Origin of the sequence: Shimia sp. CNT1-13L.2 (assembly GCF_024331145.1) — a bacterium.
Classification (GTDB): domain Bacteria; phylum Pseudomonadota; class Alphaproteobacteria; order Rhodobacterales; family Rhodobacteraceae; genus Shimia.
Window position 1 is genome coordinate 101,805 of record NZ_JANDJO010000004.1, and the last position, 19,717, is coordinate 121,521.

The 19,717-nt window shown below is 60.2% G+C and carries 19 protein-coding genes; 9 read left to right on the plus strand and 10 right to left on the minus strand.

All coding sequences use genetic code 11. The features are described 5' to 3' along the window. Window position 1 precedes the first annotated feature (1 nt). Entirely contained in the window at window positions 2-1,168 is a 1,167-nt protein-coding gene (locus NNA36_RS10325; RefSeq protein ID WP_255106943.1) for a lytic murein transglycosylase, read from the plus strand. Between the two features lie 296 nt (window positions 1,169-1,464). Here the strand turns inward: NNA36_RS10325 and NNA36_RS10330 are convergent, their stop codons facing one another. Beyond that, window positions 1,465-1,815: a hypothetical protein gene (locus tag NNA36_RS10330; protein ID WP_255106944.1), complete on the minus strand. Its 351-nt coding sequence runs from the start codon at window positions 1,813-1,815 to the stop codon at window positions 1,465-1,467. 75 nt (window positions 1,816-1,890) lie between these two features. Further along, on the minus strand, window positions 1,891-5,346 hold the full coding sequence (gene smc / locus NNA36_RS10335) for a chromosome segregation protein SMC (protein ID WP_255106945.1): 3,456 nt from the start codon (window positions 5,344-5,346) through the stop codon (window positions 1,891-1,893). Between the two features lie 358 nt (window positions 5,347-5,704). Between smc and NNA36_RS10340 the strand changes: the two genes are divergently transcribed. Both NNA36_RS10340 and NNA36_RS10345 read left to right on the plus strand, forming a co-directional pair. Then, window positions 5,705-6,163 (plus strand): GNAT family N-acetyltransferase, encoded by a 459-nt coding sequence (locus tag NNA36_RS10340; RefSeq protein ID WP_255106946.1) that lies wholly within the window; start codon window positions 5,705-5,707, stop codon window positions 6,161-6,163. Further along, a complete protein-coding gene (locus NNA36_RS10345) occupies window positions 6,160-6,849 on the plus strand; it encodes an aspartate/glutamate racemase family protein (RefSeq protein ID WP_255106947.1) in 690 nt (229 codons plus the stop codon). The genes NNA36_RS10340 and NNA36_RS10345 overlap by 4 nt, the downstream gene beginning before the upstream one ends. A 55-nt stretch (window positions 6,850-6,904) precedes the next feature. Here the strand turns inward: NNA36_RS10345 and NNA36_RS10350 are convergent, their stop codons facing one another. Beyond that, on the minus strand, window positions 6,905-8,452 hold the full coding sequence (locus NNA36_RS10350; protein ID WP_255106948.1) for a sodium:alanine symporter family protein: 1,548 nt from the start codon (window positions 8,450-8,452) through the stop codon (window positions 6,905-6,907). A gap of 14 nt (window positions 8,453-8,466) precedes the next feature. Next, window positions 8,467-8,904 (minus strand): universal stress protein, encoded by a 438-nt coding sequence (locus NNA36_RS10355; protein ID WP_255106949.1) that lies wholly within the window; start codon window positions 8,902-8,904, stop codon window positions 8,467-8,469. 191 nt (window positions 8,905-9,095) lie between these two features. Between NNA36_RS10355 and NNA36_RS10360 the strand changes: the two genes are divergently transcribed. Beyond that, window positions 9,096-9,548, plus strand: a complete 453-nt coding sequence (locus NNA36_RS10360) for an Lrp/AsnC family transcriptional regulator (RefSeq protein WP_255106950.1) — start codon at window positions 9,096-9,098, stop codon at window positions 9,546-9,548. On the opposite strand, the gene NNA36_RS10365 is transcribed toward NNA36_RS10360, so the two are convergent. After that, window positions 9,485-9,856 (minus strand): hypothetical protein, encoded by a 372-nt coding sequence (locus NNA36_RS10365; protein ID WP_255106951.1) that lies wholly within the window; start codon window positions 9,854-9,856, stop codon window positions 9,485-9,487. The two genes, NNA36_RS10360 and NNA36_RS10365, sit on opposite strands and share 64 nt — an antisense overlap. Window positions 9,857-9,983: 127 nt before the next feature. Between NNA36_RS10365 and NNA36_RS10370 the strand changes: the two genes are divergently transcribed. Beyond that, window positions 9,984-11,198, plus strand: a complete 1,215-nt coding sequence (locus NNA36_RS10370) for a hypothetical protein (RefSeq protein ID WP_255106952.1) — start codon at window positions 9,984-9,986, stop codon at window positions 11,196-11,198. A 225-nt stretch (window positions 11,199-11,423) separates the two neighbouring features. On the opposite strand, the gene NNA36_RS10375 is transcribed toward NNA36_RS10370, so the two are convergent. After that, the gene (locus NNA36_RS10375) at window positions 11,424-12,647 is read right to left on the minus strand and encodes a PLP-dependent aminotransferase family protein (RefSeq protein ID WP_255106953.1); all 1,224 of its coding nucleotides are present in this window, start codon (window positions 12,645-12,647) and stop codon (window positions 11,424-11,426) included. 163 nt (window positions 12,648-12,810) lie between these two features. On the opposite strand from NNA36_RS10375, the gene NNA36_RS10380 reads away from it, so the two are divergent. Continuing rightward, entirely contained in the window at window positions 12,811-13,578 is a 768-nt protein-coding gene (locus tag NNA36_RS10380) for a FadR/GntR family transcriptional regulator (RefSeq protein WP_255106954.1), read from the plus strand. 20 nt (window positions 13,579-13,598) lie between these two features. Here the strand turns inward: NNA36_RS10380 and NNA36_RS10385 are convergent, their stop codons facing one another. Both NNA36_RS10385 and NNA36_RS10390 read right to left on the minus strand, forming a co-directional pair. Further along, a complete protein-coding gene (locus NNA36_RS10385) occupies window positions 13,599-14,579 on the minus strand; it encodes an NAD(P)H-quinone oxidoreductase (RefSeq protein WP_255106955.1) in 981 nt (326 codons plus the stop codon). 117 nt (window positions 14,580-14,696) lie between these two features. Further along, window positions 14,697-15,371, minus strand: a complete 675-nt coding sequence (locus NNA36_RS10390) for a COQ9 family protein (protein WP_255106956.1) — start codon at window positions 15,369-15,371, stop codon at window positions 14,697-14,699. Between the two features lie 111 nt (window positions 15,372-15,482). Between NNA36_RS10390 and rpsU the strand changes: the two genes are divergently transcribed. Continuing rightward, window positions 15,483-15,689, plus strand: coding sequence for a 30S ribosomal protein S21 (gene rpsU / locus NNA36_RS10395; RefSeq protein ID WP_005614280.1), 207 nt, complete (start codon window positions 15,483-15,485; stop codon window positions 15,687-15,689). Window positions 15,690-15,860: 171 nt separating this feature from the next. Beyond that, entirely contained in the window at window positions 15,861-16,742 is an 882-nt protein-coding gene (gene yghU, locus NNA36_RS10400) for a glutathione-dependent disulfide-bond oxidoreductase (protein ID WP_255106957.1), read from the plus strand. Between the two features lie 38 nt (window positions 16,743-16,780). Here the strand turns inward: yghU and NNA36_RS10405 are convergent, their stop codons facing one another. Then, window positions 16,781-17,572 carry an alpha/beta hydrolase gene (locus tag NNA36_RS10405; RefSeq protein WP_255106958.1) on the minus strand — a complete coding sequence of 264 codons (792 nt, stop codon included), beginning with the start codon at window positions 17,570-17,572 and terminating at the stop codon, window positions 16,781-16,783. A gap of 103 nt (window positions 17,573-17,675) precedes the next feature. On the opposite strand from NNA36_RS10405, the gene NNA36_RS10410 reads away from it, so the two are divergent. Beyond that, complete coding sequence (locus NNA36_RS10410; protein WP_255106959.1) at window positions 17,676-19,151, plus strand: NAD-dependent succinate-semialdehyde dehydrogenase; 1,476 nt, start codon at window positions 17,676-17,678, stop codon at window positions 19,149-19,151. 40 nt (window positions 19,152-19,191) lie between these two features. On the opposite strand, the gene NNA36_RS10415 is transcribed toward NNA36_RS10410, so the two are convergent. Continuing rightward, window positions 19,192-19,662 (minus strand): hypothetical protein, encoded by a 471-nt coding sequence (locus NNA36_RS10415; RefSeq protein ID WP_255106960.1) that lies wholly within the window; start codon window positions 19,660-19,662, stop codon window positions 19,192-19,194. Window positions 19,663-19,717 lie beyond the last annotated feature (55 nt).

The following is a 19,717-nucleotide window of genomic DNA, read 5'->3' on the forward strand; positions in this document are numbered from 1 at the left end:
GATGCGTATTGCCCTGACCCTTGCCGCCCTTGCCCTTTCGACCCAGACCGCCCTCGCCGCCCAATGCGGCGGCAGCTTTTCCGGCTTCGTTCAAGACATGAAATCCGAAGCCGTCGCCAAGGGCTACAAGCAGGGCCTTGTGAACAAGTTCTTTGCCAACGTGAAACAGGATCCGCGCACCCTCAAGGCGGACCGCGCACAGGGTGTGTTCCAGAAACCCTTTGTTGATTTCTCGCGCCGCCTGATCAGCCAGAACCGCATCGACGTGGGCCGCTCCAAAGCTCGCACCTATGCCAACACCTTCGACCGCATCGAACAGAAATACGGCGTCTCGCGCGGCGTTCTTCTGGCCTTCTGGGCGTTCGAGACCGACTACGGATCGTTCCAGGGGGATTTCAACACCCTGAACTCGCTGGTCACGCTGGCCCACGACTGCCGCCGCCCCGAACTGTTCCGCCCACAGGTCTTTGCCGCGCTCGAGCTCTACAAACGCGGTGCCTTCAGCCCGACCAAGACCACCGGCGCATGGGCTGGCGAGATCGGAATGGTCCAGATGCTGCCCGCCGACATCATCGAAAACGGTGTTGACGGTGACGGCGATGGCAAGGTCAGCCTCAAGACCTCGCCACAGGATGCCCTGATGTCGGGCGGCAAGATGCTGTCCCACCTCGGGTGGCGCAAGGGCGAACCCTGGCTTCAGGAAGTCACCGTTCCCGCCAAGATGGACTGGTCGCAATCCGGCCTCGACACCACCAAGCAAGCCTCGGAATGGGCGCGCCTTGGGGTGAAACCGCGCGAAGGCAAACTGGCCAACCTGCCCGCCTCGCTTCTGCTGCCGCAGGGCCGCAAGGGGCCGGCCTTCCTCGCCTATCCCAACTTCCGCGTCTATTTCGAGTGGAACCAGAGCTTTGTCTACGTGGCCACCGCCGCCTATTTCGGCACCCGTCTGGAAGGTGCGAAACCCTATAACGCAGGCAACCCCGAACCGGGCCTTGCCGGAGCGCAGATGAAACAGCTGCAGAAGAAACTCAAGGCGCGCGGCCACGACGTCGGCAAGGTTGACGGCATCCTTGGCGCCAAGACCCGCGCCGCCGTGCAAAAGGAACAAAAGCGCCTTGGCCTGCCCGCCGACGCATGGCCCACCCCGGCCTTGCTGAACAAGCTGTGACGCCCACATTCTTTACGAAACCTTGAGGATTATGGTATCCTCTGGGGATCGAAAGTTCCTTCAGTTTCATGACCGAAGAAACGACCCGGCAGAGCTGCTACTCTGCCGGGTCACTCTTTTTCAGCCCCTTAAAGGCCTAGAAAGAGGCGGATGAGTGCGATCAGCAGCGAAAGTGCTGCGAGAATCACCATCCATCTTCGAAAGTTCCGATCACTCAGTTTCATCACCTCCTCACGCCGCGCGGGGTGCGCGACATTCAGAAATTACGTATCAAAGTGTTGGAAAATCGTTAGCACCTATGGCCGGACCGGGAACCGCTGACCATCCTCCGTCAGCACCACCAGACGCCCTGCGTTTTCAACGATCATGTCGCAGCGCGTGACCTCGGTGACATAGTCCACACAGACCACGCTGCCCTCGCGCACCCGCCACTTTCCATGCCACGTGCCACCACCGCCATAGGTGTAGGTATAGAACCCGTCCGCGAGATACACCGACTGCCCGCCGTCATAAAAGACCAGTTCCTCACCCGACAGCCGCGCTTGCAAGTCCGCCTGCGCAAACAGGATATCCCCGTCGCGTGTCTTCCACTCCTGCGCCTGCGCGGCTCCGGCGACCAGTATCGCGGCCAGTATCCATTTCCACATGATCGCCTCCCCTTCCACGACAGCTTGCCACGGAAACGGCCCAAGGCCCTGTCACGTTCGGGTGATCGGAATGGATCAGGCGACCAGCGTTTCCGCCGCTTTCAGGTCAACCGAGACAAGCTGGGAAACCCCCTGCTCGGCCATGGTCACGCCAAACAGGCGATCCATGCGGGCCATCGTCACCGCGTGGTGGGTGATGATCAGGAACCGCGTATTGGTGCGGCGGCACATCTCGTCCAAAAGGTCACAGAACCGCGTCACGTTGGCATCGTCCAGCGGCGCGTCGACCTCGTCCAGCACACAGATCGGTGCCGGATTGGCTAGGAACACCGCGAAGATCAGAGCCATCGCCGTCAGCGTCTGCTCGCCCCCCGACAACAGCGAAAGCGTCGACAACTTCTTGCCCGGCGGCTGGCACATGATCTCAAGCCCCGCCTCAAGCGGATCATCGCTTTCGACCAGAACAAGGTTCGCCTCGCCGCCACCAAACAGGTGTTTGAACAACATCGAGAAGTTCGAATTCACCTGTTCAAACGCCGTCAACAGGCGTTCCCGCCCCTCGCGGTTCAGGCTCGCGATCCCGCTGCGAAGCGCCTTGATCGCCTCTTCCAGATCCGACTTCTCGTTGGTCAGCGTGTCGAACTCTTCCTGAACTTCCTTGGCGTCTTCCTCGGCCCGCAGGTTCACGGCCCCAAGCGAATCCCGCTGCCGTTTCAACCGGTTCACATCCGCCTCGATGGCATGGGAATCGGGCATCGAATCCGGCGTCACATCAAGGCTCTCCAGCAAGGCAGCCGGAGACACCTGCTGCTCTTCGTAGATACGTTCGGCGGCATAGGACACCGTCTCGCGCGCGGCATCCGCCCGCGCTTCCGAACGCGCCCGCGCCTCGCGCGCCTCGCTCGCGGCGCGCTCTGCATCGCGCTCGGCATGTTCCGCCTCGCGCAGGGCGCTTTCGGCCTCGGCCAGCACATCGGCCGCCGCGCGGCGGCGCTCCTCTGCCTCGTCAATGGCATCGCTCAGCTCTTCGCGCTTGGCCGCGATTTCCTCGGGCGCGCTCTTGGCATCGATCAGCTCGTCTTCCGACCCGGCCTTGCGCTCAGCCAACTCGCCAATCCGCTTCTCGGCGGTCTCGAGACGGTGACGCCAGCCACTGATTTCCTTGGTGATCTGCTGGCTACGGCGCAACCGGTTTTCGCCTTCCCGGCGCAACTCGTCCTGCCCCGACCGACGCGACATCATGGTGATCCGCGCCGCTTCCACCGTCATCTTGACGTCTTCCACCTCGGCGCGCGCCGCATCCAGATCACCAAGATCGGCAAGCGCGCCTTCGGCCTCGGCCAGCTGCGCCCGCGCCGCCATCGCCTCTTCCTCGTGACGCGCCACGGCAAGCCCAAGGCTCTCCAGCTTGCCCTCGGCAAGGTTGCGGTCCGCCTCGGCACGGCTCAGCGCCCGGTTGGCATCGGCCACGGCCCGATCCGCATCCCGGCGGGCGATCCGCGCCGCCTTGTCCATTTCGGTCAACTCGCGCAGACGGGTCTGCAACATTTCATGCGCCTGCACCGCACCGTCGGTGCGCGCAGTGGCTTGCGCCATCTGCTGCTTCAACTCTTCCAGCCGGTTCAACTGCTGCAGCCGCAGCGCCGCCGCGCTTGGCGCGTCTTCGGCCCAGGCCCGGTACCCGTCCCAGCGCCACAGGTCGCCCTCAAGCGACACCAGCCGCTGGCCGGGTTTCAACAGGGCCTGCAACCGCACCGCATCCTCGGTGGTGGCAAGGCCGATCTGACTCATCCGGCGCTCAAGCACCTCCGGCACCGACACATGCGAAGACAGCGCGGTCACCCCATCGGGCAGTGCCTGATCCGCGTCGTAAGGCGGCAACACATGCCAGCCCGACGGCCCATCCTCATCCACTTCCGGCGCGCGCAGATCATCGGCCAGCGCCGCACCCAGCGCCTTTTCAAACCCCTGCTGCACCTGAAGACGATCAAGGATCTGGCCACCTTCCGCCGTGTCGCGTTCCACCAGCTTGGCCAGCGCCGTCACCTCGGCCCGCAGCGCATTCAACTCGCCCTCGGCTTCCGAACGTTCGGCCCGTGCATCCGCCTCGCGCGATTGCGTCTCGGCACGGTCTTCCTCAGCCTGCGCCAACGCCTCTTCCGCCGCCTGCGCCGCGTCAACCGCCGCCTCTTCCGCCGCCTGCGCCAGTTCGTATTCCTCGCTCGCCCGCACCAGCGCCGCCTTGGACTGATCTACAGCCTCTCGCGCCTTCACGGCCTCGGCTTCGCTCTTGGCCTGCGTCTTGCGCGAGTCCTCGACAAGGCGATGCGCCGACTGGTGCCGCGCTGCAAGCCGCGCCACATCCTCGGTCAGCTGCGAAAGATCGCTCTCGCGCTCCTGAAGGATGCTCGCCGCCTCGCGCGCGGCTTCCTTGGCCGCGTCAAGCTTTTCCTCGTGGCCTTCCCCCGCCTTGGCAATCTCGCGGGCTTCCCACTCAAGCCGCTCAATGGTCTCGCCCGCATCGCGGTTCAGCCCCGACTCGCGCTCGATATCCTTGGCAAGCTGCTCGATCCGGTTCTGCAGGGTCTCGATGATCTGAAGCGCATGGGCCTCCTGATCGTTCAGCGTATCGCGCTGCACCTGAAGCCGTTGCAGAACCGCCGCAGCAATGGCCTCTTCCTCGCGCAACGGGGGCAGGGCATCGTCCCGCTCGACCCGCAGCTTGGCTGCCGCACGGGCCGCGCCCTCGGCCTGCGCCGCCGCGGTGGTGCGCTCGCGCAGCTCCTCGTCTGCTTTGGCCCGCGCCTCGTCGGCCTCGCGCCAGCGACGGTACAGCAACATGCCTTCCGACTGCCGCAACTCCTCGCCGATGGCCCGATACCGCGCCGCCTGCCGGGCCTGCCGCGCCAATTGCGCCAACTGGCTGCCAAGCTGTTCGATCACATCATCGACGCGGGCAAGGTTGGTCTCGGCCCCCTTCAGCTTCAACTCGGCCTCGTGCCGCCGCTGGTAAAGGCCCGAAATCCCCGCCGCTTCCTCAAGGATACGCCGCCGCGCCTTGGGCTTGGCATTGATCAGCTCTGCAATCTGCCCCTGCCGCACAAGCGCTGGCGAATGCGCCCCGGTCGAGGCATCCGCAAACAGCATCTGCACATCCCGCGCCCGCACGTCCTTGGTGTTTACCTTGTAGGCCGAACCCACATCCCGCGTGATCCGCCGCACGATCTCGAGTGCGTCATCATCGTTGAACCCCGCCGGCGCCAGACGCTCCGAGTTGTCGAGATGCAACGAAACTTCGGCAAAGTTGCGCGCCGGTCGCGTCGCCGCCCCGGCAAAGATCACATCCTCCATGCCGCCGCCCCGCATCGCCGTCGGACGGTTCTCGCCCATCACCCAGCGCAGCGCTTCCAGCAGGTTGGATTTACCGCAGCCATTCGGACCCACGACACCGGTCAGACCATCGGCAATGATCAGATCGGTAGGGTCAACGAAGCTTTTGAAGCCTGTCAGTCTCAGTTTCGAAAAGCGCAAGGTAGGCTGCTATCCCTCATGATTCTTGTTATCTTCAAAGCCTGCCCAAGCGCAGCGGCCCGAGTCAACGGTTATCCACAGCATGTGCCGCCAGACCCCAAGTTATCCACAAGATATTGATCCCGCCGGCCGCAAAACCCAAGAAACCAAGGGCCATCCCCCTTCAATGCACCCGAAATACTCCGGGGTGAATTGCGCCGAACACCGTTCGGGGCAAGAGGGGCAGCGCCCCTGCCCTGCCCAATCCGGCCTCAAACAGGGGCCGCATCCCGCCCATTCACGCCCGCCGCCCCCCCTGAGACTGGACGCAGAGGCCCTGCCCTGTCACACAGACACCCGACACCACAGGGAGGACACCATGCCAGACATCAAGGTCGTTCCCGGCGATCCCCGCGATCCCCAGGCCACCGCACTCCTGCGCCAGAGCCACGCGCTCATGCAGCAACTGTTCGATCCCGAGGAAAACCACTTCCTCGACATTGACGAACTCTGCGTGCCCTCGATCCGTTTCTTCGTCGCCCGCGAAGGACAGACGGCCCTTGGCTGCGTCGCGCTTGCCAACAAGGGGGACTACGGCGAAATCAAATCCATGTTCGTCGATCCAAAGGCGCGGGGCAAAGGCATCGCTCATCACCTGATGCACCAAGTCGAGGCCGAGGCCCGCGCCCAGAACCTTGCCACCATCAAGCTGGAGACAGGCGACAAGCTGGTACAGGCCCACACCCTCTACCGCGCACATGGCTATGTGGATTGCGGCCCCTTCGGGGACTACGAGGCCAACACGTCCTCGATCTTCATGACCAAGGAACTGGCGTGAAGACCATCGGCATCCTCGGCGGCATGTCCGCGGCCTCGACACAGGGCTACTACCGTCGCCTCTGTGACCAGACCCGCGCGCGCCTCGGTGGGCTGCATTCTCCCGAGCTCCTGATCCGCTCGCTCGATTTTGCGCCTATCGCCGAGCTTCAGGCCAGGGGCGACTGGGACGCCGCAGGCGCCCTCCTGAACACTGAGGCCAAGGCGCTGGAACGCGGTGGCGCCGATCTCCTGATCCTGGCAACCAACACCATGCACAAACTAGCCGACCAGATGATGCAGGGCGTCACTATTCCACTCCTTCACATCGCGGATGCCACAGCCTCGGCAATCCGCGCGGCGGGCTACTCCCGTCCCGGCCTGATGGCCACTGCCTTCACGATGGAACAGGCCTTCTATACCGGCCGCCTTGCCACCGCTGGCCTCACACCGGTGATCCCGGAAACCGAGGACCGCGCAGAGACCCATCGGATCATCTACGAAGAGCTCTGCAAGGACATCACCACACCGCAAAGCCGCGCAATCTATGTCGAGATCGCAACCCGCCTGATGGATGCCGGCGCCGATTGTCTGATCCTTGGCTGCACCGAGGTCGGCATGCTCCTGTCCGACGACAACAGCCCCCTGCCCGTCTTTGACACCACGCTGATCCACTGCGACAGCGCACTGGACGCCGCATTGGCCTGAACGAAAAAGGGGCCGCAAAACGGCCCCTTCTCCCTAGCTCTCAAAACCTGTGAACTCAGGCTTTCACACGCTTGATCTCGCCGCTTTTCAGCTTGGCTGCATAGGCCGCCAGCTCCTTGCGGACCACCTTCATGAGGAAGTACAGCGCGAAGATGTTGACCACGGCCATGGCAAAGATCGCCGCGTCCGAGAAGTCGATGACAGGACCAAGGCTGGCCGCCGCACCGATCACCACGAAGACGCAGAAGATCAGCTTGAACACCAGTTCCGTGGTCTTGCCTTCGCCGAACAGATAGGTCCATGCCTTCAGGCCATAGTAGGACCAGGAGATCATGGTCGAGAAGGCAAACAGCACCACGGCAATCGCCAGCACATAGGGGAACCAGCTGATCGAGGCACCAAAGGCCGCCGAAGTCAGCGCCACGCCCGAGTTGCCATCAACAGTGGCAATCGCCGAACCGGCTTCGTTCAGGATATAGGTCCCTGCTTCTGCGTCCCAGATCAGCTGACCGGAAATGGTGATCACCAGCGCGGTCATGGTGCAGATCACGACGGTATCGATCAGCGGCTCAAGCAGCGAAACGAAACCTTCGGTGATCGGCTCGTTGGTGCGCACCGCCGAGTGGGCAATCGCAGCCGAACCAACACCGGCTTCGTTCGAGAATGCGGCGCGTTTGAAACCCTGGATCAGGGCACCAACGAAACCACCGGCAATCCCCAGACCGGTAAAGGCACCGGCAAAGATCTGGCCAAAGGCCCAACCGATCATGTCGTAGTTGATGATCAGGATGATCAGCGCCGCACCGACATAGAGGATACCCATGAACGGCACCACTTTCTCGGTCACGCGGGCGATCGACTTGATGCCGCCAACGATCACGAGGAACACGATAGTCGCAAAGACCAGACCGGTAATCCAGCCCGGATAGTCGCCCACGATCCCGCTGATCTGTGCGTGCGCCTGGTTGGCCTGGAACATGTTGCCACCGCCCAGCGCGCCAAGGATACAGAAGATCGAGAACAGCACCGCCAGCGCCTTGCCACCCGGCAGGCCAAGTTCCTTGAAGCCCTTGGAGATATAGTACATCGGGCCACCCGAAACCGAACCGTCCGCGTATTCGTTGCGGTACTTCACACCCAGCGTACATTCGGTGAATTTCGACGCCATGCCCAGAAGACCGGCAAGGATCATCCAGAAGGTTGCGCCGGGGCCACCAATGCCCACGGCCACGGCCACGCCGGCAATGTTACCAAGACCAACGGTCCCCGACAACGCGGTTGCCAGCGCCTGGAAGTGGCTGACCTCGCCCGCGTCGTTCGGATCCGAGTAGTCGCCCTTCACAAGGCGGATCGCATGGCCGAAGAAACGGAACTGAACCAGACCGAAGTAGAGGGTGAAGACCGAGGCGGCGATCACCAGCCACATCACGATCCAGGGAAAGCTCGTCCCCGGAAACGGTGCAAAGATCAGGCCGACGAAGGGGCCGGTGACATCAGCAAAGACCTGGTTCACCTTATCGTCGATGCCCATGGCGTCCTGGGCAAGAGCCGGAGTCGCCATAAGGGTCGCTGCCGCAGCAGCAAGTGCGGATTTATTGAACATGATTTTCTCCGGATTTAGCCGACGACGGTGACAGGCACGTCTGCGTGCATCACCAGGTTCTGGGTCGAGCTGCCAAACAGGCGTTTGGCGAAACCGCCGGCCGATGCGCGGCCCACGATGATCTGCACGGCACCGTTCTCCACGGTGATCGCATTCAGGGTTTCGGCCACGTCACCGTGCCGCACAACACCCTCTGCCTTGAACCCCGCGTCTTGCAGGCTCTTCACCGCCGGATCGACAACCCGCGAGGTTGCCGTCGCGATCTCTTCCTCGCGGCGCTTGTGGCGCTGCGCATTTTCTTCCGGAGTCTGGAAGGTATACGGCGACCATTCGATGACATAGGCAACGATCAGTTCGCAGCCCTCCATACGCGCCGCCATGTCCTTGGCAAATGCCAGGGCACGGTCTCCCGTGTCGGCCCCATCCAGGCCAACAACCAGCTTCACTGTCATGAGTTTTCCTCCATGGTTCTTATAGTACGGGAAGGATCCCGCCGAAGGCTTGGTTTTTTCGTTTTCCCCTACGCCTTCGCATGGTGTTATCAGTCATTTCCTCTAGGAATTGGTTGTTTTTTAGCAAGATTTACCCGCATAATTCTTAAAAAATAGACATTTCAAAGGGAAAATCACCATTGGACAGGGATTTGGACAGAATAGATGAGAGGATTCTCACCGAGCTCGAAGCCAACGGCCGCCTCTCCATCGTCGAACTTGCGCAGCGGGTGCACCTGACAAACACCCCGTGTTCGGAGCGGGTCAAACGCCTTGAGAAGAGCGGTTACATCCGCAAGTACAAGGCCATCCTCGACAAGGAGAAGCTTGGCCTCGGGCATGTGACCGTGGTTCAGGTCTCTCTCGCGGCCACCGCCAACAGCTCTCTGACCGATTTCAACCGCGCCGTTGCCCGCATCCCAGAGGTGGAAACCTGCATGATGGTTGCCGGCTCATTCGACTACATGCTCACCGTACGCACCCGCGATATCGCGCATTTCCGCGATGTCCTTGGCGACACCATCAACAAACTGCCCGGCGTTCACCAGACCAACTCGTTCGCAGTCATGGAAGTGGTCAAAGAAGAAAGCGCCTTCGTCCCCTGACCGATCTTGGCAAGGTCATCCGGCTTACCGCATTTCAGGATCGCGATCATCATTGCCTGATCGCCACGGATCTCGCGGACGGGACAGCCATAGGTCTCTTCCACGGCAATCTCGGCCCGCCGCCCCAGCTGCTGTGACAGACGCGGGGCCCATTCCGAATTCACCCGGATCACCTCGACCAGCTTCCCATTCCGTCTCATTTCGAAGGTGCTTGGCCCCACGCTCATACGTTCCGGGTCGATTCCGGCAAAATGAACCGAGGGCGCGTTGCAGGCCGCCAGCGCCATAAGGGCCATCCATTTCCACATGGCCACCACGAAACCACGCAACTGGTTAACAGAGGCTTACCCACCCTGTGCGCGTTTGTCGCATATATATTCCAATATTGCTATGTGTTATATATATTCCAAACACAGCATATTTAGGAGAGTCGCAATGACCACCCCCACCAAACGTCCGGCGGACAGCTATTCGCCGCTCTACTTCCTCGCCTCGCTTGGCGCGGGTGGCCTGTCGGTCACCTTTTTCATGTACCTGATGTTCTGGGTGCCGCATCCCGGCAAACCGGTGCCAACCTTCGAAGACATCTCAGCCGCCTTTGCCACCGGCAACACCCCGATGCAGGTGGCCATCGTGGTGGCCGTGATCGGCATCGCCATCATGGCCTTCCTGAACCTGAAATACCTGTTCTGGAACATCTCGGCCTATCGCGCCTTCAAAACCACCGAAAGCTACAAGGCCCTGCGCGCCTCGAACGCGGAATCCACCATCATGGCCATGCCTCTTGCCCTCGCGATGAGCGTGAACGGCATGTTCATCGTCGGCCTCGTCTTCGTGCCCGGCCTCTGGTCGATCGTGGAATACCTCTTCCCAATGGCCCTCGTCGCCTTTGCCGCAATCGCCTATCTGGCCTTCCGCATCCTCGCTGACTTCCTTGGCCGCATCCTTTCGCAAGGCGGCATCTTCGACGTCACCGCCAACAATTCCTTTGCCCAGATGCTCCCCGCCTTCGCCCTGTCGATGATCGCCGTCGGTTTCTCGGCCCCCGCCGCGATGAGCACGAACACCACCACCGCCGGCATCGCCCTGATCCTGTCGACCTTTGTCGGAACCATGGCCGCCGTCTATGCGCTGGTTGCCATCTTCACCGCCTTCAATTCGATGCTGCACCACGGCACCGCCCGCGAAGCAGGCCCGACCCTGATGGTGGTTGTCCCGATCATGACCGTTCTGGGCATCATGATGCTGCGCCAGAACCACGGCCTGCATGAACTGTTCGGCGCTCACGGCACCCCCGCCGACACCATGATGCTGCTGGCCCGTCTGCTCTCGGTTCAGGTGGTCTTCCTGCTGCTCGGCCTGCTGGTCATGCGCCGTCAGGGGTATTTCACCGATTTCGTCTTCGGCACGAAAACCTCGCCCGGCTCCTATGCGCTGGTCTGTCCCGGCGTGGCCCTGGCCGTGATGCTGCACTTCTTCGTCAACAAGGGCCTCGTTGGTGCCGGTGTCATCGACAAGTTCGGTACCGCCTACTGGGCAATCACCGCCATCGCGCTGATCTCGCAGTTCGCCATGATCGCGTTGGTCGTCCGCCTGAACCGCCAGCACTTTGCCAAACCTTCGGCAGTCGCGGCTGTCCCGGCGGAATGATCCCGACATCAAAACACGAAAAAGGGCGCCATTCGGCGCCCTTCCTTTTTCGACAAATGCCATCGCCAAACGGCAAAAAGCACCTTGCCAGAACCTTTCCCTATCGAACGCGGGTAACGGAACGCGCGATGGCTTAATCGTAGCCATTGCGGTCGCCCACACCGACGCAATACCGACATAATACCGACGTTGCACCGACAGCCCGAATTGGTCAGGTCAGTTGCATTAACCCGAATCGCCCATTGCCTCGCGCAGCACCATTCCAAGGCGCAACATACCCTCGTCGATGGTCGCTTCGTCCGCGCAGGAAAAGCTCAGGCGCAGTGTATTGCCGCCCGATCCATCCGCGAAAAACGCCCGCCCCGGCACAAAGGCCACCTTCTGGGTTTCCAGCGATCGGGCCAGCAATTCCGCGCCGTTCAACGCCTTGGGAAGGGTCAGCCAGACAAACATGCCGCCCTCGGGCCGCGTCCATTCCACGCCCTCCGGCATATGCCGCTCGAGCGCCTCGAGCATGGCATCCCGACGCGCCTTATAGGCCTCGCGCACCGTGGCTACATGGCTGTCGAAATGCGCCTTGGCAACCTCGTGAATGGCCATCTGGTTGAGCGTCGCGGAATGCAGGTCTGCGGCCTGTTTCATCAACACCAGTTGCGAAATGACGGGCTTGGCCGCCACCACCCAACCGACGCGCAAACCGGGCGAGAGGGTCTTGGAAAAACTGCCGCAATAGATCGTCCGGCAAGCCTCGATTGTGCCCTTGCGGGCAATCTCGAGCGCAAGGATCGGCGGCACCGCTTTGCCATCATAACGCAGGCTTTGATAGGCCGCGTCCTCGATCACGGCACAGTCCATGTCCTCGGCCTGATCCAGCATCCACTCGCGCCCTGCACGGTCTACGGTCTCGCCGGTGGGGTTGGCGAAATCCACTGATAAATAAGCAAATTTCACCGATCCACCCGCCGCCTTGGCACGTTCGGAAAAATCCGCCGCGCCCTGATTTCCATTGATCGTCAACTGGTCATAGGTCGGCTCGTAAGGATTGAAGGCGCCCAGCGCCCCCATGTAGGTTGGCCAGCTCACAAGCGCGGTATCACCGGGGGACAGGAACAGCTTGCCCAGGTAGTCCAGCGCCTGCTGCGATCCGCTGGTGATCAGGATGTTGTCGGCATCACAGGGAATACCGATCCTGCCCATCTCTGAGGCCAGCCAGTCGCGCAACGGGCGATAACCTTCGCTGACTGAATATTGCAGGGCCATCGCCTGCTTGTCGGGCATCATGCAGGTCGACATGGCGTCACGGAACGCATCGCCCGGAAACAGGTCGGGATCGGGGATGCCCCCGGCAAAGGAAATGATGCCCGGTTGATCCAGAAGTTTCAGCAACTCACGGATCTCCGACGCCTTCATGCGCGCGGTGCGTGTCGCAAAGATTTGTTCAAGGCTCATGGGGCAGTGTCCTCATCCGAAAATTTCAAACGACGCTACCCGAGACGCAATATAAGTCAATATTGCTGACCCACTGTAACAATTTTTGTGAACACGCTCCCACCCCTTGCCCCCGCACCCCCAAATGTGGTCAAATCATCTGACCACCGCGCACAGGTCCCCCATGCCCTTCCAAAAAGTCCAAACCGAAAAACTCTCCACCTCCGTCATCAAGCAGGTTGAGTTATTGATTTTGCGAGGAATTTTGCGGCCCGGTGAGCGCTTGCCATCGGAGCGGGAACTTTCTGAAAGGCTGGGCGTCTCGCGTCCTTCCCTGCGTGAGGCAATTGCCGAACTACAGGAACGCGGTCTGCTCGAAGCCAAGGCCGGGGCCGGGATATTTGTGGCGGATGTCCTTGGGAACGCTTTCTCAGACAGCCTGATCAAGCTCTTTGCGTCACATGACGAGGCGGTTTTCGATTACATCTCGTTCCGCCGCGACATGGAGGGGCTCGCTGCGGAAAGGGCGGCACTTTATGCCTCGGACACAGACCTGGCGGTTATCCAAGCCGTGTTCGACAAGATGGAAGCCGCCCACGCCAAGCGCAATCCTGCGGACGAAGCGCAACTTGATGCGGACTTTCACCTCGCTATCATCGAAGCAAGCCACAATGTCATCATGCTGCATATGATGCGTTCGATGTATCAGCTGTTGCGCGAAGGTGTTTTCTACAATCGCTCAATCATGTTCAAACAGCGCACCACGCGCGGCGACCTTCTGGACCAGCACCGCGCCATTAACACGGCGCTTCAGTCCCGGGATGCGGAAGGCGCACGGACGGCGGTGATTGCGCACCTCGACTATGTTGAGAGATCGCTGTTCGACTACAAGAAGTCCGAACAGAACGAGGCAATCGCCAGACAGCGTTACGAGCACGAGCAACGCCGCTAGGACGTTGCTCTAAGACTTTGTTAAACTTTTAGGACGATCTTGCCGATATGACCGCTGGTTTCCATGCGGGCATGGGCCGCCGATGCCTCTTCCAAGGCGAATTCGCTGTCCATAACGGGGGCTACGCGCCCTGCATCCAGAAGCGGCCAGACCTTTTCCCGAAGGTCAGCGGCAATCTTGGCTTTGGCCAAATCGCTTTGCGGACGAAGGGTACTGCCCGTGACTGTAAGGCGGCGGGTCATGATCTGCGCAAAATTCAACTCAACTTTCGGGCCGGTCAGAAAGGCGATTTGAACCAGCCGACCGTCGTCTGACAGGGTTTTGACGTTGCGGGGGATATATGACCCGCCAACCATATCAAGGATCAGGTTCGCGCCACCTTCGGCCCGAAGGATTTCGACAAAATCCTCGTCGCGATAGTTGATGGCCCGCTCTGCACCCAGCTTCAGACAGGCTTCGCACTTGTCGTCTGATCCGGCCGTCGCGAACACGCGGGCGCCGAAAATCTTGGCCAACTGAATGGCCGTTGTGCCAATGCCACTTGAGCCGCCATGCACCAGGAACCGCTCTCCGGCCTGAAGGCCGCCGCGCTGGAACACGTTGGACCAGACAGTAAAGAAGGTTTCCGGCAGACATGCTGCTTCGCGCAAGCCCATGCCCTCGGGAATGGGCAGGCAGTGCGCGGCCGGGGTCAGAACATACTCGGCATAGCCGCCGCCGGGCAGGAGAGCGCAGACCTTGTCGCCGACCTCCCACTCGCTCACGCCTTCGCCAATCGCCACGATCTCGCCAGAGGCTTCCAGACCCGGCAGATCACTTGCGGTCGGCGGCGGGGCATACATCCCCGCCCGTTGCAGGGCATCGGGTCGGTTGACGCCGGCATAGGCCACCTTGATCACGACCTCCCCGGCCCCGGGGGTCGGGACGGGTCTCTCGCAAAGTTGCAGGACCTCGGGGCCACCTGCCTCGGTAATCTCGATTGCGCGCATAGTCTGGCTCATCTGCCCCTCCTCGAATGCCACATGGATTTGTCACGAGACATATCACCCGGCATCAGGCAGGCAAACGCCGAAAAGCGACGCGCTGCGCACGGGTCCGAACCAAGTTTTCGAAAGAGATCAGCTTTTCCACTGGCCCGGCATATTCGTCCGGGCCGTTGGGGCCTTGATACGCCCGAGCAACCCCAGGGGTCCCTCTGCCAACTTACCAAGTGGGCTCTTGCGGAACTGGGCCTTGGCTTTTTCGAACTGCATCACGTTCTCGATCCGACGATCAAGAAATGCCCAGGTCGCCTCGTGCCCTTCGCTTTCGTCGCCCAACCAATAGAGCACCGTCGAGCCATAGACCGCCGACAGGGTCATGCGCTTGGTGTACCAGTTCACATCATCCGAGGTATCACCAAGGGCGTTCCAGATGGCATCGCACGTATACCAAATCAGCTGAGCGCCGGTAGCAGCATATTGCGGCAAGGAAAACAGTGTCGAACCGCGACGCACGGCTTCCTTGTCTTCGGCTGCTTCAAGGCGGAACCGTACCAAGGCCGCAACCTTTTCGCTGTAGCGCAGGGTGCCTAGGTCTTCCTCATGAAATCGTGCCAACATCTCGGCGTCGCCGCGCTTGTGGTAGGCAACAGCAAGGTCCACGGCTCCGCGTGGGCACAAGGCCCGCGCCAGCGCGGGATCTATATCGGTGTCAGCTATGGCCGCGTCGAAAGTCGCCTCGCTCCAGCCGTCGAATACCACGTGAAGCAGGGCTGCATCCAACAGGGCTTCTTTAGGATCTGTGGTAGTCATGGCATACTCCTTGGCGCTCGCGCGGATACTAGACAAACTCAAGGGGCTTTGCTATAGGGCGGCTTCCTGCAATTCCTTGCAACACAAACTTAGAAAGGTGGTGAAAACCACATGCAGGTTAGCGTTCGCGACAATAACGTCGATCAGGCTCTCCGTGCCCTGAAGAAAAAGCTGCAGCGTGAAGGCGTCTTCCGCGAAATGAAGCTCAAGCAACATTTCGAAAAGCCGTCCGAGAAAAAAGCACGCGAGAAAGCTGAAGCGATTCGCCGTGCCCGTAAGCTGGCACGCAAAAAAGCACAGCGCGAAGGTCTTCTCTAAGAACTTCTTCTCAGCTTTGACGCAAAAGTTAGACGACCCCCGAGGCCCTGCTTCGGGGGTTTGTCATTTCCAAGACACGAAAAGTTGTGTCGCGGCTTGCTTGATGTCCCCCCTAGTAAACTCGGGCGTATCCCCTAGATTGTGTTCAAACCAATAACAGGGCGTGCTCTTATGACTGATACCTACACCCCCCCGAAAGTCTGGACTTGGGATTCCGAAAGCGGTGGCAAATTCGCCAGCATAAACCGCCCGATTGCAGGGCCGACACACGACAAGGAGCTTGAGGTCGGCAAGCACCCTCACCAGCTTTATTCGCTTGCCACACCGAATGGCGTGAAGGTCACCATCCTGTTCGAAGAACTGCTGGCCGCGGGACATGCGGATGCGGAATATGATGCCTGGCTCATCAATATCGGCGAGGGCAACCAGTTTGGCAGCGGTTTCGTGGATGTGAACCCGAACTCGAAAATCCCTGCACTGATGGACCATTCGACCACGCCCCCGACCCGTGTGTTCGAATCCGGTGCGATCCTTCTCTACCTTGCCGAGAAATTCGGTGCCTTTATCCCGGAAGACCCTGCAAAGCGCACAGAGATGATGTCCTGGCTGTTCTGGCAGATGGGCAGCGCGCCTTACCTGGGTGGCGGGTTTGGTCACTTCTATGCCTATGCGCCAGAGAAGTGGCAGTATCCGATTGACCGGTTCGCAATGGAAACCAAACGTCAGCTGGATGTGCTTAACCGCCATCTGGCCGAGAACACCTATATGGCGGGTGACGAGTATTCGATTGCCGATATCGCGATCTGGTCATGGTACGGGGCGTTGGCACTGGGCCGCCTGTATGATGCGGCCGAGTTCCTGGACGTGGAGAGCTATGAACACGTCCAACGCTGGGCCAAGGCCATCAACGAGCGCCCCGCCGTCAAACGCGGGGTTATGGTCAACCGCTCTTGGGGTGATCTCGACAAGCAGCTGCGGGAACGTCACGATGCCGAAGATTTCGAAACCCGGACTCAGGACAAGCTGGAACCGGAAGACAGCGAAACCGCGTAACTGATGAAACGCCGCCTCCTTGGGGAGGCGGCGTTTTTCTATGCAGGTTGGCTCAGCAGACCAACCATTTCACTTTCTCTATCGGCGAGAGCATCAATCACGTCAAAGTGGTGACGGCCCTTCTCGATATGCAGGTCCGTGTGCCACGCCTCTGACAGCCATTGCGCCTGTTCAATAAAGACAGGGCGTTCGTCCGCCCCGACCCAGACAATCACTTTCGCCCCAGAAACCGGTTTCCCGAAGATCGGGCTTTCGGCTTTGGCGGTCTTTTCATCCAGATCAAAATCGGCATTCATCGAGGTCGACATCAAGGGGCGCAGGTCGGAAAGGGGCGAAATTGGCAATACCGTTTGCAGGCGCGCGGCGATGTCTTCGGGAAGGACACCTTCGCAGGCCATGCGCGCCGCGAGGTGCCCGCCAGCCGAATGGCCCGCAAGGCAAATTGGCCCCGCGATGCAATGTGCGGCATGCGTCGTCGCCTCAGCGATCTGACGGGTGATATCGGGGATGCCCACGGCAGGGCAGAGATCGTAGCTGGGCATGGCCACGGCCCACCCCCTCGCTCGCATCCCTTCCGCCAAATGCGACCATGACGATTTGTCGAAGGCCCGCCAATATCCGCCGTGAACAAAGAGAAACAGTCCGCATGAATGGCCATCCGGGTGAAACAGATCGTACACTTGCCGATCACCGGCCCCGTATTTCACGTCTATTTCGGCATGTGCAACAGGTGCCTCTCTATAAGCCTGCGCATCGGCGGACCAACGGGCGGGAAAGGCGTCGCTCCCCTCGATATAGGCAGCATTGGCATAGGCATCATCCAGTTGCATCAATTTACCTAACATGTTAATTATTATCTGGACTCACAAAGAGTGCTAGACAACAATATGATCAAATGTATTTGTTGCGCGAGAGGAATCCCGGGAGGCCACTATGCTTGATACCGTTACCAATATGAAATCGCTTTTGAGCGACCCCACCCTTCTCGAAACCCGCGCCTATATCGGCGGTGCATGGGTCGACGGTGAAAACGGCACCTTTGCCGTGACCAACCCTGCACGCGGCGACGTGATTGCCGACGTTGCCGATCTGAGTCGTGCCCAGGTTGCCGGCGCCATTGCCCAGGCACAGGACGCCCAAAAGGAATGGGCGAAATGGACCGGCAAGGAACGTGCCAATGTTATGCGCAAATGGTACGACCTGATGATCGAGAACCAGCAGGATCTTGGCATCATCCTGACCGCCGAGATGGGCAAGCCGCTGGCCGAAGCGGTTGGTGAAATCGGTTACGGCGCCTCGTTCATCGAGTTCTTCGGTGAAGAAGCCAAACGCATCTATGGTGAAACCATCCCCGGCCATCAGCGCGACAAACGTATCACCGTAATCAAACAGCCCATTGGCGTTGCCGCGTCGATCACGCCATGGAACTTTCCGAACGCGATGATCACCCGCAAAGCGGGCCCGGCGCTGGCTGCTGGCTGTGCCTTCGTCGCGCGCCCCGCCGCGGAAACACCGCTTTCGGCGATCGTTCTGGGCGTTCTGGCGGAACGCGCAGGCATCCCGGCTGGTGTCTTCAACGTGGTACCGTCGTCGCGTGCGAGCGACATTGGCAAAGAGTTCTGCGAGAACGATGCCGTGCGCAAACTGACCTTCACCGGATCGACGGAAGTTGGCCGTATCCTGCTGCGCCAGGCGGCCGACAGCGTGATGAAGTGTTCGATGGAACTCGGCGGTAACGCTCCCTTCATCGTGTTTGACGATGCGGATCTCGATGCGGCAGTCGAAGGCGCAATCATGTGCAAGTTCCGCAACAACGGCCAAACCTGCGTCTGTGCGAACCGCATTTACGTACAGGCCGGCATCTACGATGCCTTTGCCGCAAAGCTGAAGGCCCGCGTAGAAGCCATGAAGGTCGGCGACGGCCTTGAAGATGGTACGATCTTCGGCCCCCTGATCAGCCAGGACGCCGTTGAAAAGGTTCAGGAACATATCGCGGATGCAACCGCCAAGGGTGCGGAAGTGATCCTGGGCGGCAATCCGTCGGAACTGGGTGGCACCTTCTTCCAGCCGACAATCGTCACCGGAGCCACCACAGAGATGGCCTTTGCCACCGACGAGACTTTTGGCCCGCTTGCCCCACTCTTCAAGTTCGAAGACGAGGACGAGGTGATCGCGATGGCCAACGACACGATCTTTGGCCTTGCATCCTACTTCTACGCCAAGGACCTGAGCCGCGTTTACAAGGTGGCTGAAGCGCTGGAATACGGCATCGTTGGTGTGAACACGGGCATTATCTCGACCGAAGTTGCGCCTTTCGGTGGCGTCAAGCAATCGGGCCTTGGCCGAGAAGGCAGCCATCATGGCATCGAAGACTACCTTGAGATGAAATACATCTGCATGAGCGTCTAACCAATCTGGCGCCGTCCGAAGACTGTTCGGGTGGCGCCCTTTAGGCTCTTGGGAAAAGCTTGACGCCTTCGTGCGACAAACGAACGACCATGTCTTCCACGTCGTCCTCGGTCTTCCCTGTCAAGTCGGCAAGCCAATTCAGTGCCTGCCTGATGTCGTCCGTCACAATCGTATGGTCTTCGGGTGACAGGCCCGAAAGCTCGGCGAAGATGTTTGCCATACGCAAGGCGGCCTGTCCGGCGATGCCTTTCACCAGATAGGCACAGGGAATGCGCATCAGCTTTGGATCAAGCGACGTTTTCTTCATCAAGTGGCGCCTGATGTCAGGAGCCTCGAGGCGGCCAAGATCGACAAACCGAAGATCAAGGAGCGTCGGCTGAGATAATACTTCGGCAATCTGCGGGTTCTCATTCGCCTTGAGCAGCAAAGAAAACAGCTCTCCCAATGAAAAGGGTTCGAGCGCACAGACATAGTTGATGCCGAAATCCGGATAGAATTCATGGTGAACCATAACGCACAGTTCCCGACACAAAGATGACTTTAGAATATCGACAGTTTACCTCTGG